This window comes from Streptomyces sp. NPDC001292 (assembly GCF_042896465.1).
Classification (GTDB): Bacteria; Actinomycetota; Actinomycetes; order Streptomycetales; family Streptomycetaceae; genus Streptomyces.
In genome coordinates, this window is record NZ_JBIAXG010000012.1 from 158,077 (window position 1) to 180,524 (window position 22,448).

Annotated in this window: 20 protein-coding genes, 1 tRNA gene and 1 pseudogene; 10 read left to right on the plus strand and 12 right to left on the minus strand. The window is 68.9% G+C overall.

Annotation, left to right across the window (positions count from 1 at the left end; all coding sequences use genetic code 11):
* Window positions 1–152 precede the first annotated feature (152 nt).
* Window positions 153–2,561, plus strand: coding sequence for a PA14 domain-containing protein (locus ACFY4A_RS15995; protein WP_390830034.1), 2,409 nt, complete (start codon window positions 153–155; stop codon window positions 2,559–2,561).
* Between the two features lie 84 nt (window positions 2,562–2,645).
* Here the strand turns inward: ACFY4A_RS15995 and ACFY4A_RS16000 are convergent, their stop codons facing one another.
* From ACFY4A_RS16000 to ACFY4A_RS16020, 5 genes are all read right to left on the minus strand, one after another.
* Window positions 2,646–3,098: a heat shock protein transcriptional repressor HspR gene (locus ACFY4A_RS16000; RefSeq protein ID WP_390830056.1), complete on the minus strand. Its 453-nt coding sequence runs from the start codon at window positions 3,096–3,098 to the stop codon at window positions 2,646–2,648.
* Window positions 3,099–3,103: 5 nt separating this feature from the next.
* The gene (gene dnaJ / locus ACFY4A_RS16005) at window positions 3,104–4,273 is read right to left on the minus strand and encodes a molecular chaperone DnaJ (protein ID WP_390830035.1); all 1,170 of its coding nucleotides are present in this window, start codon (window positions 4,271–4,273) and stop codon (window positions 3,104–3,106) included.
* 39 nt (window positions 4,274–4,312) lie between these two features.
* Window positions 4,313–4,999, minus strand: coding sequence for a nucleotide exchange factor GrpE (grpE, locus tag ACFY4A_RS16010; RefSeq protein ID WP_390830036.1), 687 nt, complete (start codon window positions 4,997–4,999; stop codon window positions 4,313–4,315).
* The gene (gene dnaK / locus ACFY4A_RS16015) at window positions 4,996–6,843 is read right to left on the minus strand and encodes a molecular chaperone DnaK (RefSeq protein ID WP_390830037.1); all 1,848 of its coding nucleotides are present in this window, start codon (window positions 6,841–6,843) and stop codon (window positions 4,996–4,998) included. Before dnaK ends, grpE begins: the two co-directional genes overlap by 4 nt.
* A gap of 94 nt (window positions 6,844–6,937) precedes the next feature.
* On the minus strand, window positions 6,938–8,332 hold the full coding sequence (locus tag ACFY4A_RS16020; RefSeq protein ID WP_390830038.1) for an undecaprenyl/decaprenyl-phosphate alpha-N-acetylglucosaminyl 1-phosphate transferase: 1,395 nt from the start codon (window positions 8,330–8,332) through the stop codon (window positions 6,938–6,940).
* 227 nt (window positions 8,333–8,559) lie between these two features.
* Between ACFY4A_RS16020 and ACFY4A_RS16025 the strand changes: the two genes are divergently transcribed.
* Window positions 8,560–10,866 carry a (Fe-S)-binding protein gene (locus ACFY4A_RS16025; RefSeq protein WP_390830039.1) on the plus strand — a complete coding sequence of 769 codons (2,307 nt, stop codon included), beginning with the start codon at window positions 8,560–8,562 and terminating at the stop codon, window positions 10,864–10,866.
* Window positions 10,867–10,941: 75 nt separating this feature from the next.
* On the opposite strand, the gene ACFY4A_RS16030 is transcribed toward ACFY4A_RS16025, so the two are convergent.
* On the minus strand, window positions 10,942–11,277 hold the full coding sequence (locus ACFY4A_RS16030) for an antibiotic biosynthesis monooxygenase family protein (RefSeq protein WP_390830040.1): 336 nt from the start codon (window positions 11,275–11,277) through the stop codon (window positions 10,942–10,944).
* Between the two features lie 170 nt (window positions 11,278–11,447).
* On the opposite strand from ACFY4A_RS16030, the gene ACFY4A_RS16035 reads away from it, so the two are divergent.
* Window positions 11,448–12,356, plus strand: coding sequence for a Yip1 family protein (locus ACFY4A_RS16035; RefSeq protein ID WP_390830041.1), 909 nt, complete (start codon window positions 11,448–11,450; stop codon window positions 12,354–12,356).
* 102 nt (window positions 12,357–12,458) lie between these two features.
* On the opposite strand, the gene ACFY4A_RS16040 is transcribed toward ACFY4A_RS16035, so the two are convergent.
* Window positions 12,459–12,881 carry a hypothetical protein gene (locus ACFY4A_RS16040; protein ID WP_390830057.1) on the minus strand — a complete coding sequence of 141 codons (423 nt, stop codon included), beginning with the start codon at window positions 12,879–12,881 and terminating at the stop codon, window positions 12,459–12,461.
* Between the two features lie 412 nt (window positions 12,882–13,293).
* Here ACFY4A_RS16040 and ACFY4A_RS16045 point away from each other — a divergent pair, with 412 nt between their 5' ends.
* The 4 genes from ACFY4A_RS16045 to ACFY4A_RS16060 all read left to right on the plus strand — a co-directional run bounded on the left by ACFY4A_RS16045 (window position 13,294) and on the right by ACFY4A_RS16060 (window position 16,594).
* Window positions 13,294–13,572, plus strand: a complete 279-nt coding sequence (locus tag ACFY4A_RS16045) for an FmdB family zinc ribbon protein (protein WP_390830042.1) — start codon at window positions 13,294–13,296, stop codon at window positions 13,570–13,572.
* Window positions 13,573–13,695: 123 nt separating this feature from the next.
* Window positions 13,696–14,946 (plus strand): formamidase, encoded by a 1,251-nt coding sequence (gene fmdA / locus ACFY4A_RS16050; RefSeq protein WP_390830043.1) that lies wholly within the window; start codon window positions 13,696–13,698, stop codon window positions 14,944–14,946.
* Between the two features lie 290 nt (window positions 14,947–15,236).
* Complete coding sequence (locus tag ACFY4A_RS16055; protein ID WP_390830044.1) at window positions 15,237–15,725, plus strand: RDD family protein; 489 nt, start codon at window positions 15,237–15,239, stop codon at window positions 15,723–15,725.
* A gap of 281 nt (window positions 15,726–16,006) precedes the next feature.
* Window positions 16,007–16,594 (plus strand): hypothetical protein, encoded by a 588-nt coding sequence (locus ACFY4A_RS16060; RefSeq protein WP_390830045.1) that lies wholly within the window; start codon window positions 16,007–16,009, stop codon window positions 16,592–16,594.
* Between the two features lie 484 nt (window positions 16,595–17,078).
* Here the strand turns inward: ACFY4A_RS16060 and ACFY4A_RS16065 are convergent, their stop codons facing one another.
* On the minus strand, window positions 17,079–17,588 hold the full coding sequence (locus ACFY4A_RS16065; RefSeq protein ID WP_365419465.1) for a phosphoribosyltransferase: 510 nt from the start codon (window positions 17,586–17,588) through the stop codon (window positions 17,079–17,081).
* A 14-nt stretch (window positions 17,589–17,602) separates the two neighbouring features.
* Window positions 17,603–18,178 carry a dCTP deaminase gene (dcd, locus tag ACFY4A_RS16070; RefSeq protein WP_384174675.1) on the minus strand — a complete coding sequence of 192 codons (576 nt, stop codon included), beginning with the start codon at window positions 18,176–18,178 and terminating at the stop codon, window positions 17,603–17,605.
* Between the two features lie 502 nt (window positions 18,179–18,680).
* On the opposite strand from dcd, the gene ACFY4A_RS16075 reads away from it, so the two are divergent.
* Window positions 18,681–18,754 (plus strand) — tRNA-Gly (locus ACFY4A_RS16075).
* 79 nt (window positions 18,755–18,833) lie between these two features.
* Here the strand turns inward: ACFY4A_RS16075 and ACFY4A_RS16080 are convergent.
* Together ACFY4A_RS16080 and ACFY4A_RS16085 are read right to left on the minus strand one after the other, a co-directional pair.
* Window positions 18,834–19,946, minus strand: a complete 1,113-nt coding sequence (locus ACFY4A_RS16080) for a replication initiator (RefSeq protein WP_390830058.1) — start codon at window positions 19,944–19,946, stop codon at window positions 18,834–18,836.
* The gene (locus ACFY4A_RS16085) at window positions 19,946–20,356 is read right to left on the minus strand and encodes a VOC family protein (protein ID WP_390830046.1); all 411 of its coding nucleotides are present in this window, start codon (window positions 20,354–20,356) and stop codon (window positions 19,946–19,948) included. Before ACFY4A_RS16085 ends, ACFY4A_RS16080 begins: the two co-directional genes overlap by 1 nt.
* Before the next feature lie 248 nt (window positions 20,357–20,604).
* Here ACFY4A_RS16085 and ACFY4A_RS16090 point away from each other — a divergent pair, with 248 nt between their 5' ends.
* A complete protein-coding gene (locus ACFY4A_RS16090) occupies window positions 20,605–20,922 on the plus strand; it encodes a transposase (RefSeq protein WP_390830059.1) in 318 nt (105 codons plus the stop codon).
* Here ACFY4A_RS16090 and ACFY4A_RS16095 read toward each other — a convergent pair.
* Window positions 20,870–21,282, minus strand: a pseudogene (locus ACFY4A_RS16095) (transposase); the annotation flags it as partial. The gene ACFY4A_RS16090 and the pseudogene ACFY4A_RS16095 overlap by 53 nt on opposite strands.
* 697 nt (window positions 21,283–21,979) lie before the next feature.
* Here ACFY4A_RS16095 and ACFY4A_RS16100 point away from each other — a divergent pair.
* Window positions 21,980–22,168 (plus strand): hypothetical protein, encoded by a 189-nt coding sequence (locus ACFY4A_RS16100; protein WP_390830047.1) that lies wholly within the window; start codon window positions 21,980–21,982, stop codon window positions 22,166–22,168.
* Window positions 22,169–22,448 lie beyond the last annotated feature (280 nt).

The window sequence follows — 22,448 nt, forward strand, 5'->3', positions numbered from 1 at the left end:
AGTCTTGCGGAATCACCTCCAAACGCCCTTCACGGGCCGCCCACTCGACGACGGACCACCGCCGGGCCAAGATCCGTACAACCAACTCCCCTCCGCGCGAGTCGTGCTCACGGGAGCCGTGCTCCGACTTCCCGTCACGACCAGAGGACCGAATGAAATCAGCCGGCCGCACCACGGCCACGACCCTTGTGCTCACCGCCGCCTGCGGGCTGCTCTCGGCCACCGCTCCCGCCTCGGCGGTCGTGAACTGCGACTCGCCCGTCTACCAGCGGCAGTTCTATGCGAACACCACGTTTTCCGGCAAGCCGAAGAAGACGGACTGCGACAGCGCGGTCAACGAGAACTGGGGCACCGGCGCGCCCGCCAAGGGCCTGCCGAAGGACAAGTTCGGGGTGCGCTGGACGGTGACCCGGAACTTCGGCTCCGGCGGGCCGTTCGCGTTCGGTGTCGCCGCGCAGGACGGCATACGGGTGTACCTGGACGGCAAGCGCAGGGTCGACCTGTGGAAGAACGTGTCCTCCACGGTCAGCAGGACCGTCAACGTCACGATCCCCTCCGGCACCCACACCCTGCGCGTGGACTACGTCAACTGGACGGGCCGGGCCAACGTCAAGTTCGCCTACACACCCCGGACTTCGGTGAGTGTCGACAAGGTCAGGCCGCTCGCTCCGACCGGCCTCGCCGTGTCGTACGACAACAACACCGGCAAGGCCAAGGTGACATGGGCCAAGAACAAGGAGATGGACCTCGCCGGGTACCGCCTCTACCGGCGCCCGAAGGGCAACGGCAGCTGGACGCGCCTGACCACGACCACGGCGACCTCCGCCACGGACACCCCGCCGCCCACCGGCGAGGTCTTCTCCTACCAGGTCCGCGCCCACGACAAGGCCGGCAACGAGTCCACCGGCAACTCCGACCGCCCGGTCACCACCGTCGACAGGACACCGCCCGCCGCCCCGTTCCTGGAGCTGGACATCTGCGCCGAGGACGACAAGGTCGCCGGCCCCGAGCTCGTCACGACCGCCGCCAACGCGGCCGGCATCGTGCAGTACGAGGCACAGCGCCGCGACCCGGCCACCGGCGCCTGGACGACCGTCTACACGGGTGCCAGGGGCCCCTTCTGCGACCACGGACAGCCGGCCGACGGCTCGACGGCCACGTACCGGGGGCGGGCCCGCGACGCGGCAGGCAACTGGTCGGTGTACTCCACCGCCACGACGTTCCGGCTCTTCGACACCATTGCGCCGGCGGCCCCGGCCGGCGCGCGCGTCGAGTACCGCTCCGGCGTCCCGCACCTGGTGTGGACGGCCGACGCCGACGCCGCCCGGTACGAGGTGTTCCAGCTCGACCCGGCCACGGGCGCCTGGCTGAAGGCGTTCGGCGGCACCGCGGCCACCACCCGCACCGACGTGGTGCCGCGCCAGCAGGTCCCCTTCGCCGACGAGTACCGGTACGCGGTGCGCGCGCTGGACGCCGTCGGCAACGCCTCCGCCCCGGCGGAGATCACCCTGCGGATGGCGGACCGGCCCGAACCGACCGTGCCGTACATGCTCACGGCGCAGCGCGGCCACAACGGGATGGAGCTGTCATGGCGCAGCTCCGACCCCTGGTCCGCCGGCGACGACCACCACCCGGCCTTCCGGATCCTCCGCGCGAACCCCGCGTCCGGCGAGAGCGCGACCATCGAGCAGTGCTCCGCCGACGGCACCGACGGCCGCCTGCAGCCGCCGGCCACCTGGGCGTCCTCGATGCACGACTCCCTCGACCCCGACTACGGGGCGTGGACCGACATCGTCCACGCCACCTGCCTGGACACCTCGGGCGCCTCCGAGACCACGTACGCGTACCAGGTCGTCGCCGTCGACCGGTACGGGCACGCCTCCGCGCCCAGCGCGCCCGTCACCGCCACCACCCCGGACACGGTTCGCCCCGCCCCGGTCGTCGACCTGCGCGCCGAGGTCGTACCGATGGGCGTGCGCCTCACCTGGAGGCCCCCGGCCGACGACGACGTCCTCGGCTACTCGGTGTGGCAGGGCACGACAGACCCGGACACCGGCAGGACCGTCTGGCGGGACGACTGTCAGCAAGGCACGTCCATGGCCGCCACCGAGGTCCTCTGCCCCACGCTCCACGACGGCCGCGAACACGTCTACAAGGTGGCCGCGTACGACATGATCGACTGGGCCGGCGGCCCCGACTTCTGGAACCCGGCCGACCTCACGGTCGTCCTGCCCGACACCCGGCCTCCGGGCTGGAAGGGCACCACTGTCGATGTGGCCCAGTACCCGGGCCTGTACGTCCGCTGCGGCACCATCCTCAACGACATGCCGTGCGGCGACTGGACCGACTACCGCTGGGAGCGCTGGGACCCCGCGTCCGCCTCCTGGACCACGCTCACCACCGGCAGGATCGAGGTCAACCGCTCCGGTACCCACACGGACACCGAGGTGCACGAGGACCTGTTCGGCCTGTACTACTACCGCGCGGTCTACAGCGACCCCGAGGGCAATGAACTGGTCGTGAAGCAAGAGGCGTACGGCATCTGGGCCTCCTGGCTCTGACCGTCCGTCCCGCGCGGCGCACACGACGGCGGCGGCCCCGGCCTTCGAGGTCGGGGCCGCCGCCGTGTTCGTGCCGGACCGGCGCTAGTACTGGTCCTTGGCCTTCTTCGGCCGCCACACCACCAGCGCGCTGGTCTGCTGGACCTCCTGGTAGGGGACCAGGTCGCGGCGGTAGGAGGCGTGGACAGCGGCCTCGCGCTGCCGCATCGCCGCCGCGGCGCCGTCCAGCGCCGCCTGGAGTTCCGCGATCCGGGACTGGAGCGCCGTGACTTGGTTCTCCAGTTCGATGATGCGCTTGATGCCGGCCAGGTTGATGCCCTCGTCCTGCGACAACTGCTGAACCTGGCGGAGCAGTTCGATGTCGCGGGCCGAGTAGCGGCGCCCGCGACCGGCGGTGCGGTCGGGGGACACCAGGCCCAGCCGGTCGTACTGGCGGAGCGTCTGCGGGTGCAGTCCGGACAGCTGGGCGGCCACCGAGATGACGTACACCGGTGTGTCTTCCGTCAGTTCGTACGGGTTGCGACGGCGGCCGTCCATCTCACTCATGCTCCCTTCGCGGCCTCGAACAGCTCGGCCCGCGGGTCCTCGCCCGCGGTGGCCTCGCGATACGCCTGAAGCGCGTCACGAGCCTTCCCCGACAGGTCCTTGGGGACACTCACCTCCACGGTGACCAGCAGGTCGCCGCGGCTTCCGTCCTTGCGGACCGCGCCCTTGCCACGGGCCCGCATCGTACGGCCGTTCGGCGTGCCCGGGGGCAGCTTCAGCGTCACCGACGGACCGCCCAGGGTGGGCACGCGGACCTCGCCGCCGAGGGCCGCCTCGGCGAACGTGATCGGTACGGTGACGGTGAGGTTGTCGCCCCGGCGGCCGAAGACCGGGTGCTCCCCGACGTGCACCACCACGTACAGGTCGCCCGCGGGTCCGCCGCGCTCGCCCGGGGCGCCCTTGCCGCGCAGCCGGATACGCTGGCTGTCGCTGACCCCGGCCGGGATGCGGACCTGCATCGTCCGGGACGACTTGGCCCGCCCGGAGCCCATGCAGACCTCGCAGGGGTTCTCCGCGATGAGCCCGCGGCCCTTGCAGTCCGGGCACGGGTCCGTCAGCGAGAACCCGCCGCCCGAGCCGCGCGCCACCTGCCCGGTGCCGACGCAGGTCGGGCACACCCGCGGTGTGCCGTTCTTGTCGCCGGTGCCCGAGCAGGCCTTGCACGGCTGCTGGCTGGACATGCGCAGCGGCACCGTCGCGCCCTCGATGGCCTCCGTGAAGCTCAGCGTGACCTCGGACTCGATGTCCTGGCCGCGCCTGGGCTGGGCGCGCGTGGTCCCCGCGCCGCCCCGGTTGAACAGGCCCCCGAAGACGTCACCGATTCCGCCGCCGAAGCCGCCGCTCCCGCCCTGGGCGCCTCCGAAGAGGTCGCCCAGGTCGAAGTTGAAGGAGCCGCCACCGGCGCCCGGTCCGGGGCGGAAGCCGCCGTTGCCGAACAGGGTGCGGGCCTCGTCGTACTCCTTGCGCTTCTTGGCGTCGCCGAGCACGTCGTTCGCCTCGGAGATCTCCTTGAAGCGCTCCTCGGCCTTGGCGTTGCCCTTGTTGGCGTCCGGGTGGAACTCGCGGGCGAGCTTCCGGTACGCCTTCTTGATCTCGGCCTCGGTGGCGTCCTTGGGGACGCCGAGGACCTTGTAGTAGTCCTTCTCGATGAAGTCCTTGGTGCTCATCCCCGACGTCCCTCCTCTCGTGCGTCGTCCGTTATTACGTCAGCCCTCCTCCGGGCCACCGTTCTCCTCGTCCTCGCCCTGCTCGGCTGCCTGGGCCGTGCCGGACTCCTCGGCCGGCTTGACCGTCTGCGCTCCGGGCTGGGGCTCGGCCACCGCCACCCGCGCGGGGCGGATGGTGCGCTCGCCGATCCGATACCCGGGCTGCAGAATCGCCACGCACGTCGTCTCGGTGACGTCCGGTGCGTAGGAGTGCATCAGGGCCTCGTGGATCGTCGGGTCGAAGGACTCGCCCTCCTTCCCGAACTGCTGCAGTCCGAGCTTCGCCACCACGGTCTCCAGCGACTCGGCGACGGACTTGAAACCGCCCACCAGTTCGCCGTGGTCCCGCGCGCGGCCGATGTCGTCGAGCACGGGCAGCAGCTCGGACACGATGTTCGCGACGGCGACCTCCCGTACCGCGATCCGGTCCCGCTCGACCCGGCGCCGGTAGTTCTGGTACTCGGCCTGGAGCCGTTGCAGGTCCGCCGTGCGCTCGCCGAGCGCCGTGCGCGCCTGGTCCAGCTCGGCCGTCAGCGCGGCCGGCTGGTCCGCTTCACCGGCCGGGGCCGCGCCCTTTTCCTGGGCGGCGGCCTGCTCGGCGTCCTCGGAAGTGGTGCCGGAGGCGGCGTCGGACTGGGGCGGAGGCTGCGGCTGGTGCTCCTCGAAGCCGGGGGTCTCCTCCGTCACGCCGCACCGTCCTTGCGCTCGTCGTCGACGATCTCGGCGTCCACGACGTCGTCGTCCGCCTTGGCCCGGCCCGCACCGGCGTCACCGGCACCGCCCGCTGCCTGCGCGGCCTGGGCGTCGGCGTACATGGCCTGGCCGAGCTTCTGGGAGACGGCGGCGACCTTCTCCGTGGCGGTGCGGATCTCGGCGCTGTCCTCGCCCTTGAGCTTCTCCTTCAGCTCGGCGACGGCGGACTCCACCTCGGTCTTGATCTCACCGGGGACCTTGTCCTCGTTGTCCTTGAGGAACTTCTCGGTCTGGTAGACCAGCTGCTCGCCCTGGTTGCGGACCTCGGCGGCCTCGCGGCGCTTGTGGTCCTCCTCCGCGTAGCGCTCGGCCTCCTCGCGCATGCGGTCGACCTCTTCCTTCGGGAGCGAGGAGCCGCCGGTGACGGTCATCTTCTGCTCCTTGCCGGTGCCGAGGTCCTTCGCCGTGACGTGCATGATGCCGTTGGCGTCGATGTCGAAGGACACCTCGATCTGCGGGACGCCGCGCGGCGCCGGCGGCAGACCGGTCAGCTCGAACATGCCGAGCTTCTTGTTGTACGCGGCGATCTCGCGCTCGCCCTGGTAGACCTGGATCTGCACCGACGGCTGGTTGTCCTCGGCCGTCGTGAAGATCTCCGAGCGCTTGGTCGGGATCGTGGTGTTGCGCTCGATCAGCTTGGTCATGATGCCGCCCTTGGTCTCGATGCCGAGGGACAGCGGGGTGACGTCGAGCAGCAGGACGTCCTTGACCTCGCCCTTGAGGACACCGGCCTGGAGCGAGGCGCCGATGGCGACGACCTCGTCCGGGTTCACGCCCTTGTTGGCCTCCTTGCCGCCGGTCAGCTCCTTGACGAGCTCGGCGACCGCGGGCATACGGGTGGAACCACCGACGAGCACGATGTGGTCGATGTCGCTGACGGAGACGCCGGCGTCCTTGATGACGTTGTGGAACGGCGTCTTGCAGCGCTCCAGCAGGTCGGCCGTCAACTGCTGGAACTGGGCACGGGTGAGCCTCTCGTCCAGGTGCAGCGGGCCCTCGGCGGACGCGGTGATGTAGGGCAGGTTGATCGAGGTCTCGGTGGACGAGGACAGCTCGATCTTGGCCTTCTCCGCCGCCTCACGCAGACGCTGGAGGGCCATCTTGTCCTTGGACAGGTCCACGCCGTGACCGGACTGGAACTGCTTGACCAGGTAGTCGACGACACGCTGGTCCCAGTCGTCACCACCGAGATGGTTGTCGCCGTTGGTGGCCTTCACCTCGACCACGCCGTCGCCGATCTCCAGCAGCGAGACGTCGAACGTACCGCCACCGAGGTCGAAGACGAGGATGATCTGCTCGTCCTTGTCGAGGCCGTACGCCAGGGCGGCGGCCGTCGGCTCGTTGACGATGCGCAGCACGTTCAGGCCGGCGATCTCACCGGCCTCCTTGGTGGCCTGGCGCTCGGCGTCGTTGAAGTACGCCGGGACGGTGATGACCGCGTCCGTGACCTTCTCGCCCAGGTACGCCTCGGCGTCCCGCTTCAGCTTCTGCAGCACGAAGGCGCTGATCTGCTGCGGGTTGAAGTCCTTGCCGTCGAGGTTGATCTTCCAGTCGGTGCCCATGTGGCGCTTGACCGACCGGATGGTCCTGTCGACGTTGGTCACGGCCTGGCGCTTGGCCACCTCACCGACCAGCACCTCGCCGTTCTTGGCGAAGGCGACGACGGACGGCGTGGTCCTGGCGCCCTCGGCGTTGGTGATGACGGTGGGCTCGCCGCCTTCCAGAACGCTGACGACGGAGTTAGTCGTGCCCAGGTCGATGCCGACCGCACGTGCCATGGTGAATTCCTCCAGCTGACTTGAGTGGAACGGACTCAAGTGTGCCCGAGGCTCACCGCCGGGTCAACAGACCTGAGCCACTCCGACTCAAGTCTTATCCATCCCTTATACGCAAGGGCGCTCTGACCTGCGGTGATGTGGATTGCCGGGGCGGGGGAGGCGGATATTCAAGTTGACGACGAAGGGCCTGTACCCCGGATACGCCGGGCCCGCCGGCCTCCGCGTCGTACGGGATCCTGCCGCGCGGGGCTCGCGGGACCCCCGCGCCGGACTGCCTCTGGGCGCGGAGGGCCCAGAAGGGCTCGGTGCGGGGTCGGGCGTCGGACGCCTCGCCGCGCGCGCGTGGCGGTGCCCCGGTACCGGACGCGTCGGCACGCGCGCGTGCACCAGTGCGCTCCTCGGGCCGCCCGCGGGTGCCGGGAACCCGGGTCTGCCCCCGGGTGCCGGGAAGCCGGGACTGCGTGCGGGTGCCGGGAGCCGGGGCCTGCGCGCGGGCACCGTGGAGTTCGGTCTGGCGCCGCGGCGCGTGCGCCGGCACCCGCAGCAGCCCGATGACGGCCACCAGGGCCGCCCCGGCCACCCACGCCACGGCCGTCGGCCCGGCCCATCCCGTGTGCACCAGTACCCCGACCAGGACCGCGGCGAAGGTGCCGACCCCGAGCAGGACGGTCACGCCCGGCGGAGTCGGCCCGAGCCGGCGCAGCCGGTGCGCGAGGTGGTCGGGGCCGCGGCGCAGCACGGGACGCCCGGACAGCTTTCGCGACACGAGGACCAGCACGGCGTCGGCGCTCGCCGTGGCGGTGAGCGCGAAAAGCACCGCCACGGTGGAGACCGTGTCGTACCCGGGACGGGTGAGGAGGGCCGCGGAGGCGAGCACGAAGCCGGTGAACAGCGAGCCGCCGGACCCGAACGCGACCCGCGCCGGATGCCAGTTGTGCATCAGGAAGCCGGTGAGGGCGGCGGCCAGCACGCTCAGCAGCACCGCCAGGTCGTCCATCACCTCGGCCGCCGCGCACGCGCCCACCCCGAACGCGGTGAGCACCCCCACCGTGCCCGCGAGGCCGTCCGCGTGATCGAGCCCCCGGAAGGCGGCGGCCATACAGGCGATCCAGGCCACGGCGGCGACCCCGGCCACCGGTCCGGTCTCGTCGTACGGCACCACGCAGGCCGCCGCGAGGGCCGTACCGACGAGCAGGAACGGCGTCTTCAGCCGCCATACGTCCGCGGCGGTCCCGAGCACGGCGACCGCCGCGGACGCGGCGAGCAGTCTGCCGACCCCGTCGCCGAGCGGGGCGGTACCCGTCCAGCCGCCGGCTGCGGCGACCAGGCAGGTGCTGAGCACCACGGCCAGGCCGCCGAGCAGCGGCAAGGGGCGTGCCCGCCTCCTGCGGTCGACGAGACCCAGCCGAAGCGCGAGCACTCGGAGCAGCGCCGAGAGCAGGGCGGCGAGGAGGAGAGCGGTGATGGCGGTGGCGATCCCGTAGAGCACGGTTCTTAAATTAGGGGTATATGGGGCGATCGGGTGCGAATAACACGATCGGAACGCGACTGGATCCCCGAGCGGCCCCCAGGCACCCCCCGGACGGCCCCCCGAGGGGGCCCTCAGCGACCCAGATCACCCCGCACCCGGCTGCATTGCGGCAGAGGATGGGGGTAGTCTCAGACGGACTACATAAGTTACCGCTCAGTAATCTCGAGGCCGCCTCAGGAGCCCCCATGCAACTCGCCGCGATCATCGTGTCGCTGGTCCTGACCGTGGTCGGCGTCGCGCTGCTCGCCCGTGCCATCGGCCAGTTCGTCCGGTACTTCAAGCTGGGCCAGCCCGTACCCGCCGGTTCCCGTACCGACAACCCCTACCAGCGCAGCGTGACCCTGGTCCGGGAGTTCCTCGGCCACACCCGGATGAACCGGTGGGGCATCGTGGGCATCGCCCACTGGTTCGTGGCCATCGGCTTCCTGACGCTGCCGCCCACCCTCGCGCAGGCGTTCGGCCAGTTGTTCCGAGCCGACTGGACGCTGCCGGTCATCGGTGACTTCCTGCCGTTCGAGATGTACATCGAGTTCATCGGCGTGATGACCGTCCTCGGCATCGCCGTGCTCATCGCGATCCGGCTGCTGAGCCTGCCGTCCCGGCCCGGCCGCAAGTCCCGCTTCGCCGGCTCCAAGGCCGGCCAGGCGTACTTCGTCGAGTACGTCATCCTCACCATCGGCCTCGCGATCTACGTCCTGCGCGGACTTGAGGGCGCGCTGCACCACGTGGAGCACTACGAGGCCGGGTACTTCGCCTCGTACCCGCTGGTGCTCGCCTTCAAGGGCCTGTCGGTCGGCACCCTGCAGAACCTGGTCTACCTGACCGCGATGATCAAGATCGGCACGTCCTTCGTGTGGATGATCGTGGTCTCCCTGAACACCAACATGGGTGTGGCCTGGCACCGCTTCCTGGCCTTCCCGAACATCTGGTTCAAGCGCGAGGCCGACGGCGGTACGGCCCTCGGCGCCCTCCAGCCGATGACCTCCGGCGGCAAGCCGATCGACTTCACCGACCCCGGCGAGGACGACGTCTTCGGCGTCTCCCAGGTCGAGCAGTTCTCCTGGAAGGGCCTGCTGGACTTCTCCACCTGCACCGAGTGCGGCCGCTGCCAGTCGCAGTGCCCGGCCTGGAACACCGGCAAGCCGCTCTCCCCCAAGCTGCTGATCATGTCGCTGCGCGACCACGCGCACGCCAAGGCCCCCTACCTGCTGGCCGGCGGCGGCAAGACGACGGAGGGCGAGGAGAAGGCCTCCGCCGAGCAGCTGAAGGACGTCCCGGCGGCGGCGCTCGCGGAGGCCGAGCGCCCGCTGATCGGCACGCTGGAGGCCGCGTCCGACAGCGGCTTCGCCGCAGGCGGCGTCATCGACCCGGACGTGCTGTGGTCCTGCACCACCTGCGGCGCCTGCGTCGAGCAGTGCCCGGTCGACATCGAGCACGTCGACCACATCGTCGACATGCGCCGCTACCAGGTCATGATCGAGAGCTCCTTCCCGTCCGAAGCGGGCACGATGCTCAAGAACCTGGAGAAGAAGGGCAACCCCTGGGGCCTGGCCAAGAAACAGCGCCTGGAGTGGACCAAGGAGGTCGACTTCGACGTCCCGGTCGTCGGCAAGGACATCGAGGACCTCTCCGAGGTCGACTACCTGTACTGGGTCGGCTGCGCCGGCGCCCTGGAGGACCGCGCCAAGAAGACCACCAAGGCCTTCGCGGAGCTGCTGCACATCGCGGGCGTGAAGTTCGCGATCATGGGTGGCGACGAGAAGTGCACCGGTGACTCCGCCCGCCGCCTGGGCAACGAGCCGCTGTTCCAGGAACTCGGCATGGAGAACGTCGCCACGCTGAACATGGCCTTCGGCGAGGAGACGGACGAGGAGGGCAACGTCACCCCCGAGTCCCGGAAGCCCAAGTCGGCGAAGAAGATCGTCGCCACCTGCCCGCACTGCCTCAACACGCTCGGCAACGAGTACCCCCAGCTCGGCGGCGACTACGAGGTCATCCACCACACCCAGCTGCTCCAGCACCTGGTGGACGAGGGCAAGCTGGTCCCGGTCACCCCGGTCGAGGGCATCATCACCTACCACGACCCCTGCTACCTGGGCCGCCACAACAAGATCTACACGCCTCCGCGCGAGATCATCGGCAAGGTCCCGGGCCTCAGGAACGAGGAGATGCACCGCCACAAGGAGCGCGGCTTCTGCTGCGGCGCCGGCGGCGCCCGGATGTGGATGGAGGAGCGGATCGGCAAGCGCATCAACGACGAGCGCGTCGACGAGGCTCTTTCGCTGAACCCGGACATCGTCTCGACGGCCTGCCCGTTCTGCCTGGTCATGCTCACGGACTCCGTGAACGGCAAGAAGAACGACGGCAAGGCGAAGGAGTCCGTCCAGGTCGTGGACGTCGCCCAGCTGCTGCTGGACTCCGTCAGGACGCCGGTCGACCCGGCGGGCGAGGCGACCGACGAGAGCGAGCCGGAGCCCGAGCCGGTGAAGTAGGCGGCCCGGTCGTCCCACGTCCGGCGCCCCCGTGTCCGTAAGGGCACGGGGGCGCCGCCGTGTTTTCCGGGAGCGTTACACGGTCTTGGGCGCGGCCTGCTGCACCACCTCGAAGGACCACAGGGTGGAGCCGGTGGCCGCGGGCTTCGGCCGCTCCCCTCCTTCCTCACCCGCGCCGGCGCCCTGGTGCGCGGCCTTCATCGGCCCCTCCAGCCAGGCCTGGAACGACTCCTCGTCACGCCAGCGCGTGTAGACGAGGTAGGTGTCGGTGCCCTCGACGGGGCGCAGGAGCTCGAACCACTCGAACCCGTCGGAGTTCTCCACCGCGTGCGCCCGGGAGGCGAACCGCTTCTCCAGCGTCTCGCGCTGCTCGGCGGGCACGGTCAGTACATTGATCTTGACTACGCTCATGGTCCCATCCTGCCCGGTGACCCCCGGGCCGCCACTCAGCGCCTCACCCTCTGAACGCCCCTGAGAAGCGCCCGGAACGCCCCTTAAGGGATGTCACAGCTCGGACCCAAAGCCCTGCCGGGACACCCGGCCCGGCACGCGACTTCACGGGCTCGGGTACGTTCGATGACGTGGCTGGATTCAGGAGCGGACGCGGCGGCCGGAACGACCGTGCCCCGCAAGCGCGGACCCAACGACCTCCGTACGGGCAGCAGGCACCCCAGGCCCCCTCGTACGGCCATCCCCCGGCGCAGCAGCCGTACCCGCAGCAGCGGCCGCCGTACGGAGGCGGGGGCGCGCAGTGGCCCCAGGCGGCCGACGGCGGTGGCTACGGCGGCGGTCAGGGCGAGCCGGAGTACTTCGGCGGCTACCCGCAGGGCGGCCCCGACCCGTACGCCGCCAACAACCCCGGCCACACCCAGGCGTTCGCGGTCGGCGAGGACCCCTACAACCAGAGCGGGACCTACCGCGCGGGCTCGGCACCGGCCGGCCCGATCGGCCCCCGTCTGCACTGGACGGACCTGCTGCGCGGCACAGTCCTGTCCCCCAACCAGACCTTCCTCCGGATGCGCGACTACACGATGTGGGGCCCCGCTCTCATCGTGACGTTCCTCTACGGGCTGCTCGCGGTCTTCGGCTTCGACGGCACCCGCAAGGACGCCATCAACGCCACCCTCTCCAACGCGATCCCGATCGTCCTGATCACCGCCGTGGCCCTGGTGATCAGCTCCTTCGTCCTCGGTGTGGTCACCCACACCGTGGCCCGCCAGCTCGGCGGCGACGGGGCCTGGCAGCCCACGGTCGGCCTGTCGATGCTGATCATGTCGATCACGGACGCGCCGCGTCTGCTCGTCGCCATGTTCCTCGGCGGCGACGCGGGCTTCGTCCAGCTGCTCGGCTGGGTCACCTGGGTCGCGTGCGGCGCCCTGCTGACCCTCATGGTCAGCCGCTCCCACGATCTGCCCTGGCCCAAGGCCCTGGGCGCCTCGGCGATCCAGCTGATCGCACTGCTGTCGATCATGAAGCTCGGCACGTTCTAGCGTTCCGGTCTGCCAGAAGCCCACCGGCACCCAGGGGGCCCGGCGGTTCGCCGGGCCCCCTGCTCGTCTCCGGCCGACTCCAGCGCGGTCAGCTCGGGCTCGTCAGAGCTTGCCGCCGATCTCACACGCCCTGCACGGCGGCTGCCCACAGGTGCACTGCACGACGGCGTCGATGACACCGCGATCGTGGTAGAGGCATTCGTCCTTGCAGGTGTGACGCGGGATGAACCCGGCCGGGATCTCGCCGGGCCACGGCTCGTGGCCGTCCCGGCAGCGGGCGAACCGCTCGGGGTCGGTGGAGTGCAGGTCGCGCATGCGCGACCGGGCCTCGTCCTCCAGCTCCCGCACTCGCTGCACCAGGCTCTTCAGCTCGGCGGCGATGCCGGCGTACTGGTCGGCGCCCGTCCTCACGTGTGCGGCCCGCAGGGCCATCACCGCGTTGCCCAGAAACCTGCCGGCGTCCTGAAGGTCGGTAACGTGATGCAACTGAATGCCGTTCACGCCTCGTACCCACACGGCGTCCATGTTGCTCACCGATCCGCCCTCCCGGCGTTCGCCTTGATTTCTTGCGAGACAGTATGCGCGGCGCCGGTGCCTCCGCATAAGAAAAACCAAACTATTTACCGAACCTAAAAGCCTCGCTCGCAAGCGTCCATCGAATTCGGCGTGAGTCGCCTCACCCTCCCCCCTCACGGTGGATCTTCCACTGGTTTCACGGCATCTGGTTGATCAATGCGACCGCCGATCACGCGCTGATGCCCACACCACGGGCTGCCGGAGCCAGAGAGGGGGCGGGCAAGCCTTCCCTGACTTGACACCCGCATTGCCGGGACGTCTCCTTGAAGAGAGGAAACAGGCTGCGGCATGCGCTTTTCGGAGCGCGCCGCACACTCGGTTTCGCGAGGTTTCGCGAGCGTCCAGCGTTTCCGGAGCGATAATGGCCACTTACGAATACCTCTGCGGCCAGTGCGGCCCTTTCGATGTGAAGTCGGCGATCGGAAAAGCACCCACGGCGTATGACTGCCCTGCCTGCGCAAGGGCTGCGAGGCGTTTGTACTCCGCGCCCGGCCTGTCGTTGACCTCGACCCCGTCCGCCGCCCTCCGCGAACGGGAGGAACAGGCCCGTGAGGCCCCGCCAGTGGTCTCCGAAGTGCCGCCGCGTACAAGGCCGGAACGGCAACCTCACCCCGCGCTGCCGCGGTTGCCGCGTCCCTGAGTGTTGTCCGAGGGTTTCCGCTCCACGCGGTTGGCTGGTGTCTGCGGAAATTTCCGCCCTGGGATATCCGTACGCCTGTTTCCGGCGGCTCCAATGTCACCGGATCAGAAATGAGGAGCTGTCATGCCCGAAATTCTCTTCAGCGTGGACCAGAGCAAGTCGATGCGTGAGCAGGATGTTCCCGGACACAACAGGTGGCACCCGGACGTCCCCAACGTCACCATGGTGAAGCCGGGAGCGGAGTTCCGGCTGGAGTGCCGTGACTGGACCGACTGCCAGATCGGCAACAACGACTCCGCCAACGACGTGCGCGACATCGACCTGACCATTCCCCACATGCTCAGCGGCCCCATCGGCGTGGAGGGCGCCGAACCCGGCGACCTGCTCGTCGTCGACCTGCTCGACCTCGGCCCCGTACCGCAGCAGACCGGGGACGCGGCGGGCCAGAGCTGGGGCTACACCGGCATCTTCGCCAAGGCCAACGGCGGCGGCTTCCTGACCGACTACTTCCCGGACGCCTACAAGGCGATATGGGACTTCCACGGCCAGCAGGCGGTCTCCCGTCACCTTCCCGGGATCCGTTTCACCGGGATCACCCACCCCGGGCTGTTCGGAACGGCCCCGTCCGCCGAGATGCTCGCCCGCTGGAACGCCCGTGAGAAGGCACTGATCGACACCGACCCGAACCGGGTCCCGCCCCTCGCCATACCGCCGGACAGCACCAACGCGCTCACCGGCACGGCCACCGGCAACGTCGCCGAGCGCATCGCCGCCGAGGGCGCGCGCACGGTGCCCGCCCGCGAGAACGGCGGCAACCAGGACATCAAGAACTTCACTCGCGGTTCACGGGCCTTCCTGCCCGTGTACGTCAAGGACGCCAAGCTCTCGGCGGGCGATCTGCACTTCAGCCAGGGTGACGGAGAGATCACCTTCTGCGGTGCCATCGAGATGGGCGGCTTCATCGACTTCCACGTCGACCTGATCAAGGGCGGCATGGAGAAGTACGGCATCACGACCAACCCGGTGATCATTCCGGGGAACGTCGAGCCGAGGTACACGGAGTTCCTCACCTTCACCGGAGTCTCCGTCGACCACGACACGGACACGAACTTCTATCTGGACGCGACACTGGCCTACCGCAGGGCCTGCCTCAACGCGGTCGAGTACTTCAAGAGGTTCGGCTACAGCGGGGAACAGGCCTACCTGCTGCTCGGCTCCGCGCCCATAGAGGGACGCATCAGCGGCATCGTCGACATCCCCAACGCCTGCTGCTCGCTGTACGTGCCCACCGCCATGTTCGACTTCGACATCCGGCCGTCCGCCGCCGGCCCGGTGAAGGCCGACCGCGGCCAGTGCGCGCCGACCACCGCCTGACAGGACCACGCACAGGAACGGCCCCGCAGCACGCGCTGTGCGGGGCCGTACGGTGCCGTGCGGTGCGACGGACGCGGAGCTACAGGGCGTCCTTCGAAGGCCTGATCGGCGTGCCGGTCTTAGGGTCCGGGGTGCGGTGATGACCACTCTCATGGAGCTGAGCGCATGCGCGGTCAGGACTGCCGGGTTTGACTCTGCGTATGAGTACCGATCAGCCAACGCCAGGCTCCGAGGAACCACCGGAGGGGCCGTTGTGGGGGAAGCCTGACGTACCCGGTCCGCCGGCCAGTATGCCACCGCTCGCGACCCGGTGGCGGCGGCTTCTGGCGCGGGTCATCGACTACGTCCTGATCATCGGAATCCCCCTCAACGTCCTCCTGTGGATCTACGAACGCATTCACCCCGCCCCCGGCTATGTGTGGAGCTCGCTACTGGGCGTGATCTTTTGGCTCGTGTACATCGGCTACGACGGCTACATGCTCACCACCCGCGGCCGAACCTTCGGCAAGCAGTGGATGAAGATCCGGGTCGGTATGCTCCATGACGGATCTCTCCCGGCCGGCCGGCCCGGCTGGCTGCGCGCCGCGACCTACGGCCTACCTGGGCTCCTCGCGTACGCCGGATGGGCACTCTGGGCGATCAACGTCCTGCCCGCGCTCTTCCCGTCCGCCGTATGGGTGCTCTGGCTCATCAACGTCCTGTGGTTGCTGTGGGACAAGCCCTATGCGCAGGCGCTGCACGACAAGGTGGCCAAGACCGTCGTGGTCCCGGCGCAGTGACCGGTGCTCACGAGCCCGTGCCCCCGATGTGCCCGATGGAGCAGCGACAAGCGGGGAACAACGGGGGACACGCATGCGGAGCCGGAAACGGCCGGGTAGAAGGGGCGTCCATGCCGCTGGGGACGCACCGGCCGTGATGCTGCTGATGCTGGAGGTGACAGAAGGGATGAGCCGCGGCCCACTGGAAGAGTGGACCTCACCTCATCAACGGGGAGCTCAAGCCACCGGGAGGGCCCATGAGAACTACACGCCGCTTTGTTCGCACCGCCACCGCCGCCGGCTTGACCGCTGTTCTGACCGGCGCGGCGATAGGCGGGGCCACCGCAGTCAGCACCCCCCATGACTTCGCGCGCACCGGCAGTCCGCGCATCGCCGCCACCGCCGGGGGCCCGGTCACCAGCCCGCCTCGCAGCGTCGCCGCACAGTGGGTCGACACCACCGACACACCGAGCGGCATCACCGTCAAGCTGCCCGGCAGTGCCAAAGTCAAGAACGACTCGATCACCTCGAACGGTAGGACCCTCCAGATACGGACGTACAGGGTCAGGGCCGGGGACAACAGGTTTGTCTTCCAAGTCACGGACACGCACGGAGCGGATACCAAGGCCGCCCTGGACCCGACCATCCAAGGCCTTGCCGACTCCACCAGTGGAACCATCCGCAGCAACCAGCCCCTTGAAGTCGCCGGCCACCCCGCCCGCGAGGCCCGGATCACGTTCGACGACAAAGGCGTCCCGAACGTGCTCCTCGTCCGATACGTCGCCGGCGCCGAACACCTCGTCGAACTCGCGGCCAGTGGCCCTGCCGCGGACGAGAAGGGCGTGAAGCAGCTCTACCAGCAGCTCACAGGCTCCCCGCACATCCCCTGACGTCCACGAGGGGCGCCTACGCCGCCGGTCAGGCCAGCCACGATGCGTGCGCTGCTCTCGGACCGCCGACGCTGACGAGGCGCCCGTGCCCCATCCGTGCCCGCCAGTGTGGGGAACCGCGGGGGACCACGGTCGCGAGGGGGGACCGCACAGCAGAGCGGCCCCCGACCGAACTGCCTGGTCGGAGGCCACTCGTGGCGGTGGGTGTGGGATTTGAACCCACGGTGACTCGCGCCACGGCGGTTTTCAGGATTGTTCAGGAGGGTCACCACGTGTTCCAGTGGCCCCAGCGGCCCGCTCTAGTGCCCCGGCAGGCAACGTTTGCCCGTTGAGGAGCGGCGTCCGGTGCGTGCTCTCGGTGTGCCGACCGGAAGTCCTCGTACTGGGCGTACTTGGGCTTTCGGGCGGTGCGGCGAGAGTGCGTGCCGGGCGTCGCGACGGGGCGAACGTTGCCTGTTGGGGCACTAGGGCAATAAAGAGCAGGTCAGAGCGCTTCCTTGTTCTGCTTGACCGCTTCCCCCGACCTATGTACCGGAGGCAAAACACTCCACGGGAAGTTGATCCAGTCGTCGGTGCGCTTCCAGACGTACTCGCACTTCACGAGCGACTGGGACTTCTCGTAGATGACGGCGCTGCGCACCTCGGCGACGGTGTCCAGGCAGAAGTCGCGGACCAGCTTGAGCGTCTTGCCGGTGTCGGCGACGTCGTCGGTGATCAGGACCTTCTTGTCGGAGAAGTCGATGACGTTGGGCACGGGCGCGAGCATGACGGGCATCTCGAGCGTGGTGCCGACGCCGGTGTAGAACTCGACGTTGACCAGGTGGATGTTCTTGCAGTCGAGGGCGTAGGCGAGCCCGCCGGCGACGAAGACACCGCCCCGCGCGATGCTGAGCACGATGTCCGGCTCGTACCCGTCGTCGGCGATGGTCTGCGCGAGCTCGCGCACGGCGACGCCGAAGTCCTCGTAGGTGAGGTTCTCTCGTATCTCGGTCATGTCGTGGGTGCCCCTCACACCTGCGTGCGGTGGAAGTTGACGTAGGAGCGGGAGGCGGTGGGACCGCGCTGCCCCTGGTACCGGGAGCCGTAGCGCTCGCTGCCGTACGGGGCCTCGGCGGGCGAGCTGAGACGGAACATGCACAGCTGCCCGATCTTCATCCCGGGCCACAGCTTGATCGGCAGGGTCGCGAGGTTCGACAGCTCCAGGGTCACGTGCCCGGAGAACCCGGGGTCGATGAACCCGGCGGTGGAGTGGGTGACCAGTCCGAGCCGCCCGAGCGAGCTCTTGCCCTCCAGCCGGGAGGCGAGGTCGTCGGGAAGTGTGATGACCTCGTACGTCGACGCGAGGACGAACTCCCCCGGGTGCAGGATGAACGGTTCGTCGCCCTCCGGCTCGACGAGCCGGGTGAGGTCGGGCTGCTCGACGGAGGGGTCGATGTGGGGGTAGCGGTGATTCTCGAACACCCGGAAGTAGCGGTCCAGCCGCACATCGATGCTCGACGGTTGCACCATGGATTCGTCGAAGGGATCGATCCGCACCCGCCCGGCGTCGATCTCGGCCCGGATGTCCTTGTCTGAGAGAAGCACGTAGCGAGGATACGCAAGGCGCGCGGAGCCCCCACAATCAGGACGACTCCACGCGCCGGTGCCGCGATACTGCCGCTACCGCTTCTGAAGTGCCACCGGCACCACGCTGCGGAGCCTGGCACACCGTGGACACCTCATGAGCCGGCCGGGGCCGAGCCGCTCGGCCTGCTGCATCGGGAACGAAGCGGTGCTGAACACGTGCCCCTCGGCACAACGGACGACGGTGCGCTCCATCAAGTCCCTTAAGTCCCTTCCCCAGAACCGCGTCTGGCCTCTCGCCGCCTGACGACAAAAGGCACACTACGGGATTAAAGAGACGTGTCACCAGACGGCACTCCGGCCCCACAGGACCCCTCACACACACTGCCACCGTACGCCCCAACTCCGCTCCCCCGCAGGGCGGCTACCCCCTTCGAACGCACGCAGGCCCCACGGCTCGAGCACCGGAGGGCGGGGATGGGGTACAGTGAGCGCCGGACCCGAACTTCGATCGGCGTCTTACGCGGGTGTAGTTTAATGGTAGAACATCAGCTTCCCAAGCTGAGAGCGCGAGTTCGATTCTCGTCACCCGCTCCAAGTGAAACCCCCAGGCCAGAGGCCCGGGGGTTCTTTGTTGTCTAGACCGGTAGGTGGTGCGCGCACCACAAACGCACCATTAGCCTTCCGGTGGCTCCTCCTTGTGGCGCGCGCGGTCGCCATTGTGGCGCTTCGTACGTTCGGCGCGTACGAGATCGTCGAGCCCGGCGGCGACCTCCCGTTGCCGCTCCTCGTCGGAGTGCTGATAGATCAGCGCCGCCTTCTCGGAGGACTGGCCGGCCTGCACCATCGTGTCCCGGAGGGTGGCACCCGAGCGGGTCGACAGGGTGTGCCCGGTGTGACGAAGGTCGTAGAAGCGGAAGCCGTCCGGGAGACCGGCGACCACGCGAGCCCGACGCCACTTCCGCCCGAACGAGGTGCGCCGGAATGCCGCGCCCTTCTCCCTCACGAAGATCAACCCGTCGGGCCCCTTCTCTGCGAACCAGCCCAGGTGCCTCTTCACCTCCTTCCGCAGGAAGGCCGGGAGCACGACGACACGGGCGCCCGCATCGGACTTGCCGGTACCGGCGAAGACCCAGTGCGCGAGGACGAGCGTGGTTTCGCCGTCCTGCGGGGCGGGCGGAGCCGCTTGGGCCCGGCGCCAGTCGGCGCGGGCGTCGCGGAGGGCGCCGAGGGTGGTGGAGTAGCGGCGGGACTTGGTGGAGAAGTGGCCGCGGAAGCCGAGCATGTGCGCCCAGGCCCGCAGGCAGAGGTCGGCCAGCGCGGGGCGTGCGCCCAGGGTCCAGGCGGTGCGGATCATGCGCCGGGCGTGTTCGGTGATCCGGGCGTGGGCCAGCTCGGCGAGGAACTTGATCGGCCGGTCCAGGGTGCCGGTCGCTGTCTCGGCTCCCTTGGTGGCGTATTTGGCGATGTACGCCGCTACGGCCCGCTCGGTCAGCTCCTGGCCGCCCGTGAAGTCGGCGGAGCGGATCGTGCGGACGTCGAGCTGTCGGCCGAAGACGAAGGCGTGCGACCGGCCGTCGATCACCGGCCCGTCGACTCGCGCGGTGGCGGCAGCGGCCCGGATGGCATCGGTCAGGAGCTCGGCCGTGGCCCAGGTGGGAGGCGGACAGTCGCCGCCCTCCGGGCCGTCGAGGCGGATCACGGCATGGAAATGGACGGCGCCCCGTGGGTCGACGGCGGACGGGATGGGAGCTGGGGAGAGTGGTGGGTGAGGAAGTGGGCGGCTAATTAGTCGCGCTCAGGCCAGATCGGGCCCTGATCGGTCCAGATGACGCCCTTGTTGCGGCACAGGCAGAAGGGGTGGCCGATCGGGTCGGTGTAGACCTGCCAGCCGTAGCCGTTGGGGCCGATGAAGTCCTGCCTTAGCGTCGCGCCGAGGTCGAGGACGCGGCGCTGCTCGGACTCGATCTCGTCCACTTCGAAGTCGAGATGGAACTGCTTGGGGTGCTCGCTGTCGGGCCACTGCGGAGCGCGGTAGTCGTCCACCCGGATGAATGCCAGCTCGATCTCGCCGAACTGGATGCCAGCCCAGTCCTCGGAGCTGCCTTCCTTGATCGGACGGCCCGTCACCTCGGAGTAGAAAGCCGCCAGCTTCATCGTGTCCGGGCAGTCGATAATGAAATCGGTGAGTCGCAGCATCCCGCGATCTTGTCACAAGCTCACACCCGACTTCGAGACAGTCCCTAAGCAGCTCCGCTGAGGTGTGGGAACAAAAAGTTCCTGGGGGCTTCGCCACCAGACCCCGTTCACCAGGGGCGGCCAGGTTTGTACCGCAGGTGCGGATTGAGGTTCCCCCGAGATGCGGGGAGAAGTGACAGGGGGTCAGATGGGTCTCGCGAGAGCAGCCCTGACGATGCCTGCACCGAGGATGTACCCAGAAGTACCCGCTGGAGTTGCGTGAGCGTGCGGTCCGGATGTATCGGACCGCTGAGCCGAAGCCCGTGATCCGCCGCACGGCCGAGGAACTCGGCGTGCACCACGAGGCCCTGCGTAACTGGATCCGCCAGGCCGAGGCCGACGTCGGCGAACGGAACGACATGCTCACTACCGAGGAGAAGGAAGAGCCGGCTCAGCTGCGGCGCGAGGTGAGGGAACTGCACCGGGCGAACGAGGTCCTGCGGACGGCCTCGGCTTTTTTCGCGGCCCAGCTCGATCCGACCCGGCAACGTCCAGACCGAGGATCTCACGGTGGCCGTCGGCGTTGACGCCGACCGCGCTGAGCGCGTGGACGTTGATGATGCGGCCGCCCTCACGGACCTTCTGGGTCAGTGCGTCGACCCAGACGAACGCATACGGGCCGGGAAGTAACTCCCGGACCTGAGCTTGGGGATGGCGAGTTCGACGGTGCCCGCCCGGGTGTCCCACTCGCGCGGGCGGTAGCCGTTGCGGTGGTTGACTCTCTCGTCGCTGACCTGGCCGTATTCGGCGTTGCAGAGGGCCTCGGCCTCGGCGGACATGAGGGCGTCGGCGAAGGTCTTGATCATCGTGCGCAGCAGATCGGGACTCGCCGAGGCGAGGTTCTCCTCCGCGAGGGCGTGCAGGGGCAGACTGTCCGGTGCGGTCATCGTGCTGATCTCCTTCGAGGCTTCGACACTTCGAAGATCAGCCGGTGGCCGTTCGTCTATGCGGGCACCATCCCGATGCCGGAGCAAACCCCCGGATCAGGTCGAACCCGTACACCACTTCGCTGGACGCAACCCGGCCTCGCAGACATAGCCCTTCAAGAGCGCGGCAATCTTCTGACCGAACTCCTAAAGCGGTGGTCGTGTCGGGGCACCCTCTCTACTCTGTCGACATGTGCCGATACGCGACCCCTTACAAGCCGCACTTCGTGTGTCTGGTCTGCCGGTCGTCGTTCAAGCAGAACCCGCTACCGCCGCGAGCGCATCCGTGCCCGCGCTGCCGCACCCCGATGATCAACGCTGGTTCGACCTTGCCATCCCCCGCCGTAGAGACAAGAACGCTTGGGAAGCACTCGGGGCCACACTGCGTGCTGGCCTCACCTTCCACTCATGCGGTTGCGGCGGTCCCGGCTACCGGCCGCGGTCGACTGCAGAAGTCCGGGAGCGACGCCGGGCGGCCAAGCGGCTCGGGCTACCGGAACAGACGGCCCTGAAGCGCTCCGACCCCTGGGAGAACCCAGCACGGTGAGGATGCGCACCGGAGTCCGGGACGAAGAGGCCGTACCAGACGGCCGCTAGGTCGTGCAGGGGGCGACTCGCTGGCGGAGACAGCGCGAACCGTGCCCGGAACAGGGGGACCGTGAGCAGGAGACGCTACGTCGCCCGAGGCGTGCCCGGTGGATACCGGATCTGGGACAACCGAGGACGTCGATGGTGGGGCGATCTCTACGAGTTGTGTCCTGACGATCTCGTGGCCGAGCTCAACGGTCAAGCGGACCACACGCGGATCACTGCGCTGATGAAGCGCTACAGGGCACAGAAGCGGTAGGTGGCCCGGAGCGTGGATGACGAATGCACGCACTACAGCCGCACCAGATCAGGCGGGGAACAGCGGGGAATCACGGGGAATGGGTCACCGCCTGCCAAGGCTCCCTGTCGACCATCCACCGAGGTCAGCGCCTGTATCAGCCCCAAATGATCGCAGCTTCCCAAGCTGAGAGCGCGAGTTCGATTCGGAACCTGTCAAAGCGATCAAGGCAGGTAGATCGTTCTAACGCTGTGCCGGGATCAGTGGGCCGTCTGGTGCCGGCTTGTTGATCCAGGCCGCT

Coding starts and splice junctions, on each gene's coding strand:
- ACFY4A_RS15995 (WP_390830034.1), top strand. CDS start 153: ATGAAATCAGCCGGCCGCACCACGGCCACGACCCTTGTGCTCACCGCC.
- ACFY4A_RS16000 (WP_390830056.1), bottom strand. CDS start 3,098: ATGGACGGCCGCCGTCGCAACCCGTACGAACTGACGGAAGACACACCG.
- dnaJ (WP_390830035.1), bottom strand. CDS start 4,273: ATGAGCACCAAGGACTTCATCGAGAAGGACTACTACAAGGTCCTCGGC.
- dnaK (WP_390830037.1), bottom strand. CDS start 6,843: ATGGCACGTGCGGTCGGCATCGACCTGGGCACGACTAACTCCGTCGTC.
- ACFY4A_RS16025 (WP_390830039.1), top strand. CDS start 8,560: ATGCAACTCGCCGCGATCATCGTGTCGCTGGTCCTGACCGTGGTCGGC.
- ACFY4A_RS16030 (WP_390830040.1), bottom strand. CDS start 11,277: ATGAGCGTAGTCAAGATCAATGTACTGACCGTGCCCGCCGAGCAGCGC.
- ACFY4A_RS16040 (WP_390830057.1), bottom strand. CDS start 12,881: ATGGACGCCGTGTGGGTACGAGGCGTGAACGGCATTCAGTTGCATCAC.
- ACFY4A_RS16045 (WP_390830042.1), top strand. CDS start 13,294: ATGGCCACTTACGAATACCTCTGCGGCCAGTGCGGCCCTTTCGATGTG.
- fmdA (WP_390830043.1), top strand. CDS start 13,696: ATGCCCGAAATTCTCTTCAGCGTGGACCAGAGCAAGTCGATGCGTGAG.
- ACFY4A_RS16055 (WP_390830044.1), top strand. CDS start 15,237: ATGCCACCGCTCGCGACCCGGTGGCGGCGGCTTCTGGCGCGGGTCATC.
- ACFY4A_RS16065 (WP_365419465.1), bottom strand. CDS start 17,588: ATGACCGAGATACGAGAGAACCTCACCTACGAGGACTTCGGCGTCGCC.
- ACFY4A_RS16085 (WP_390830046.1), bottom strand. CDS start 20,356: ATGCTGCGACTCACCGATTTCATTATCGACTGCCCGGACACGATGAAG.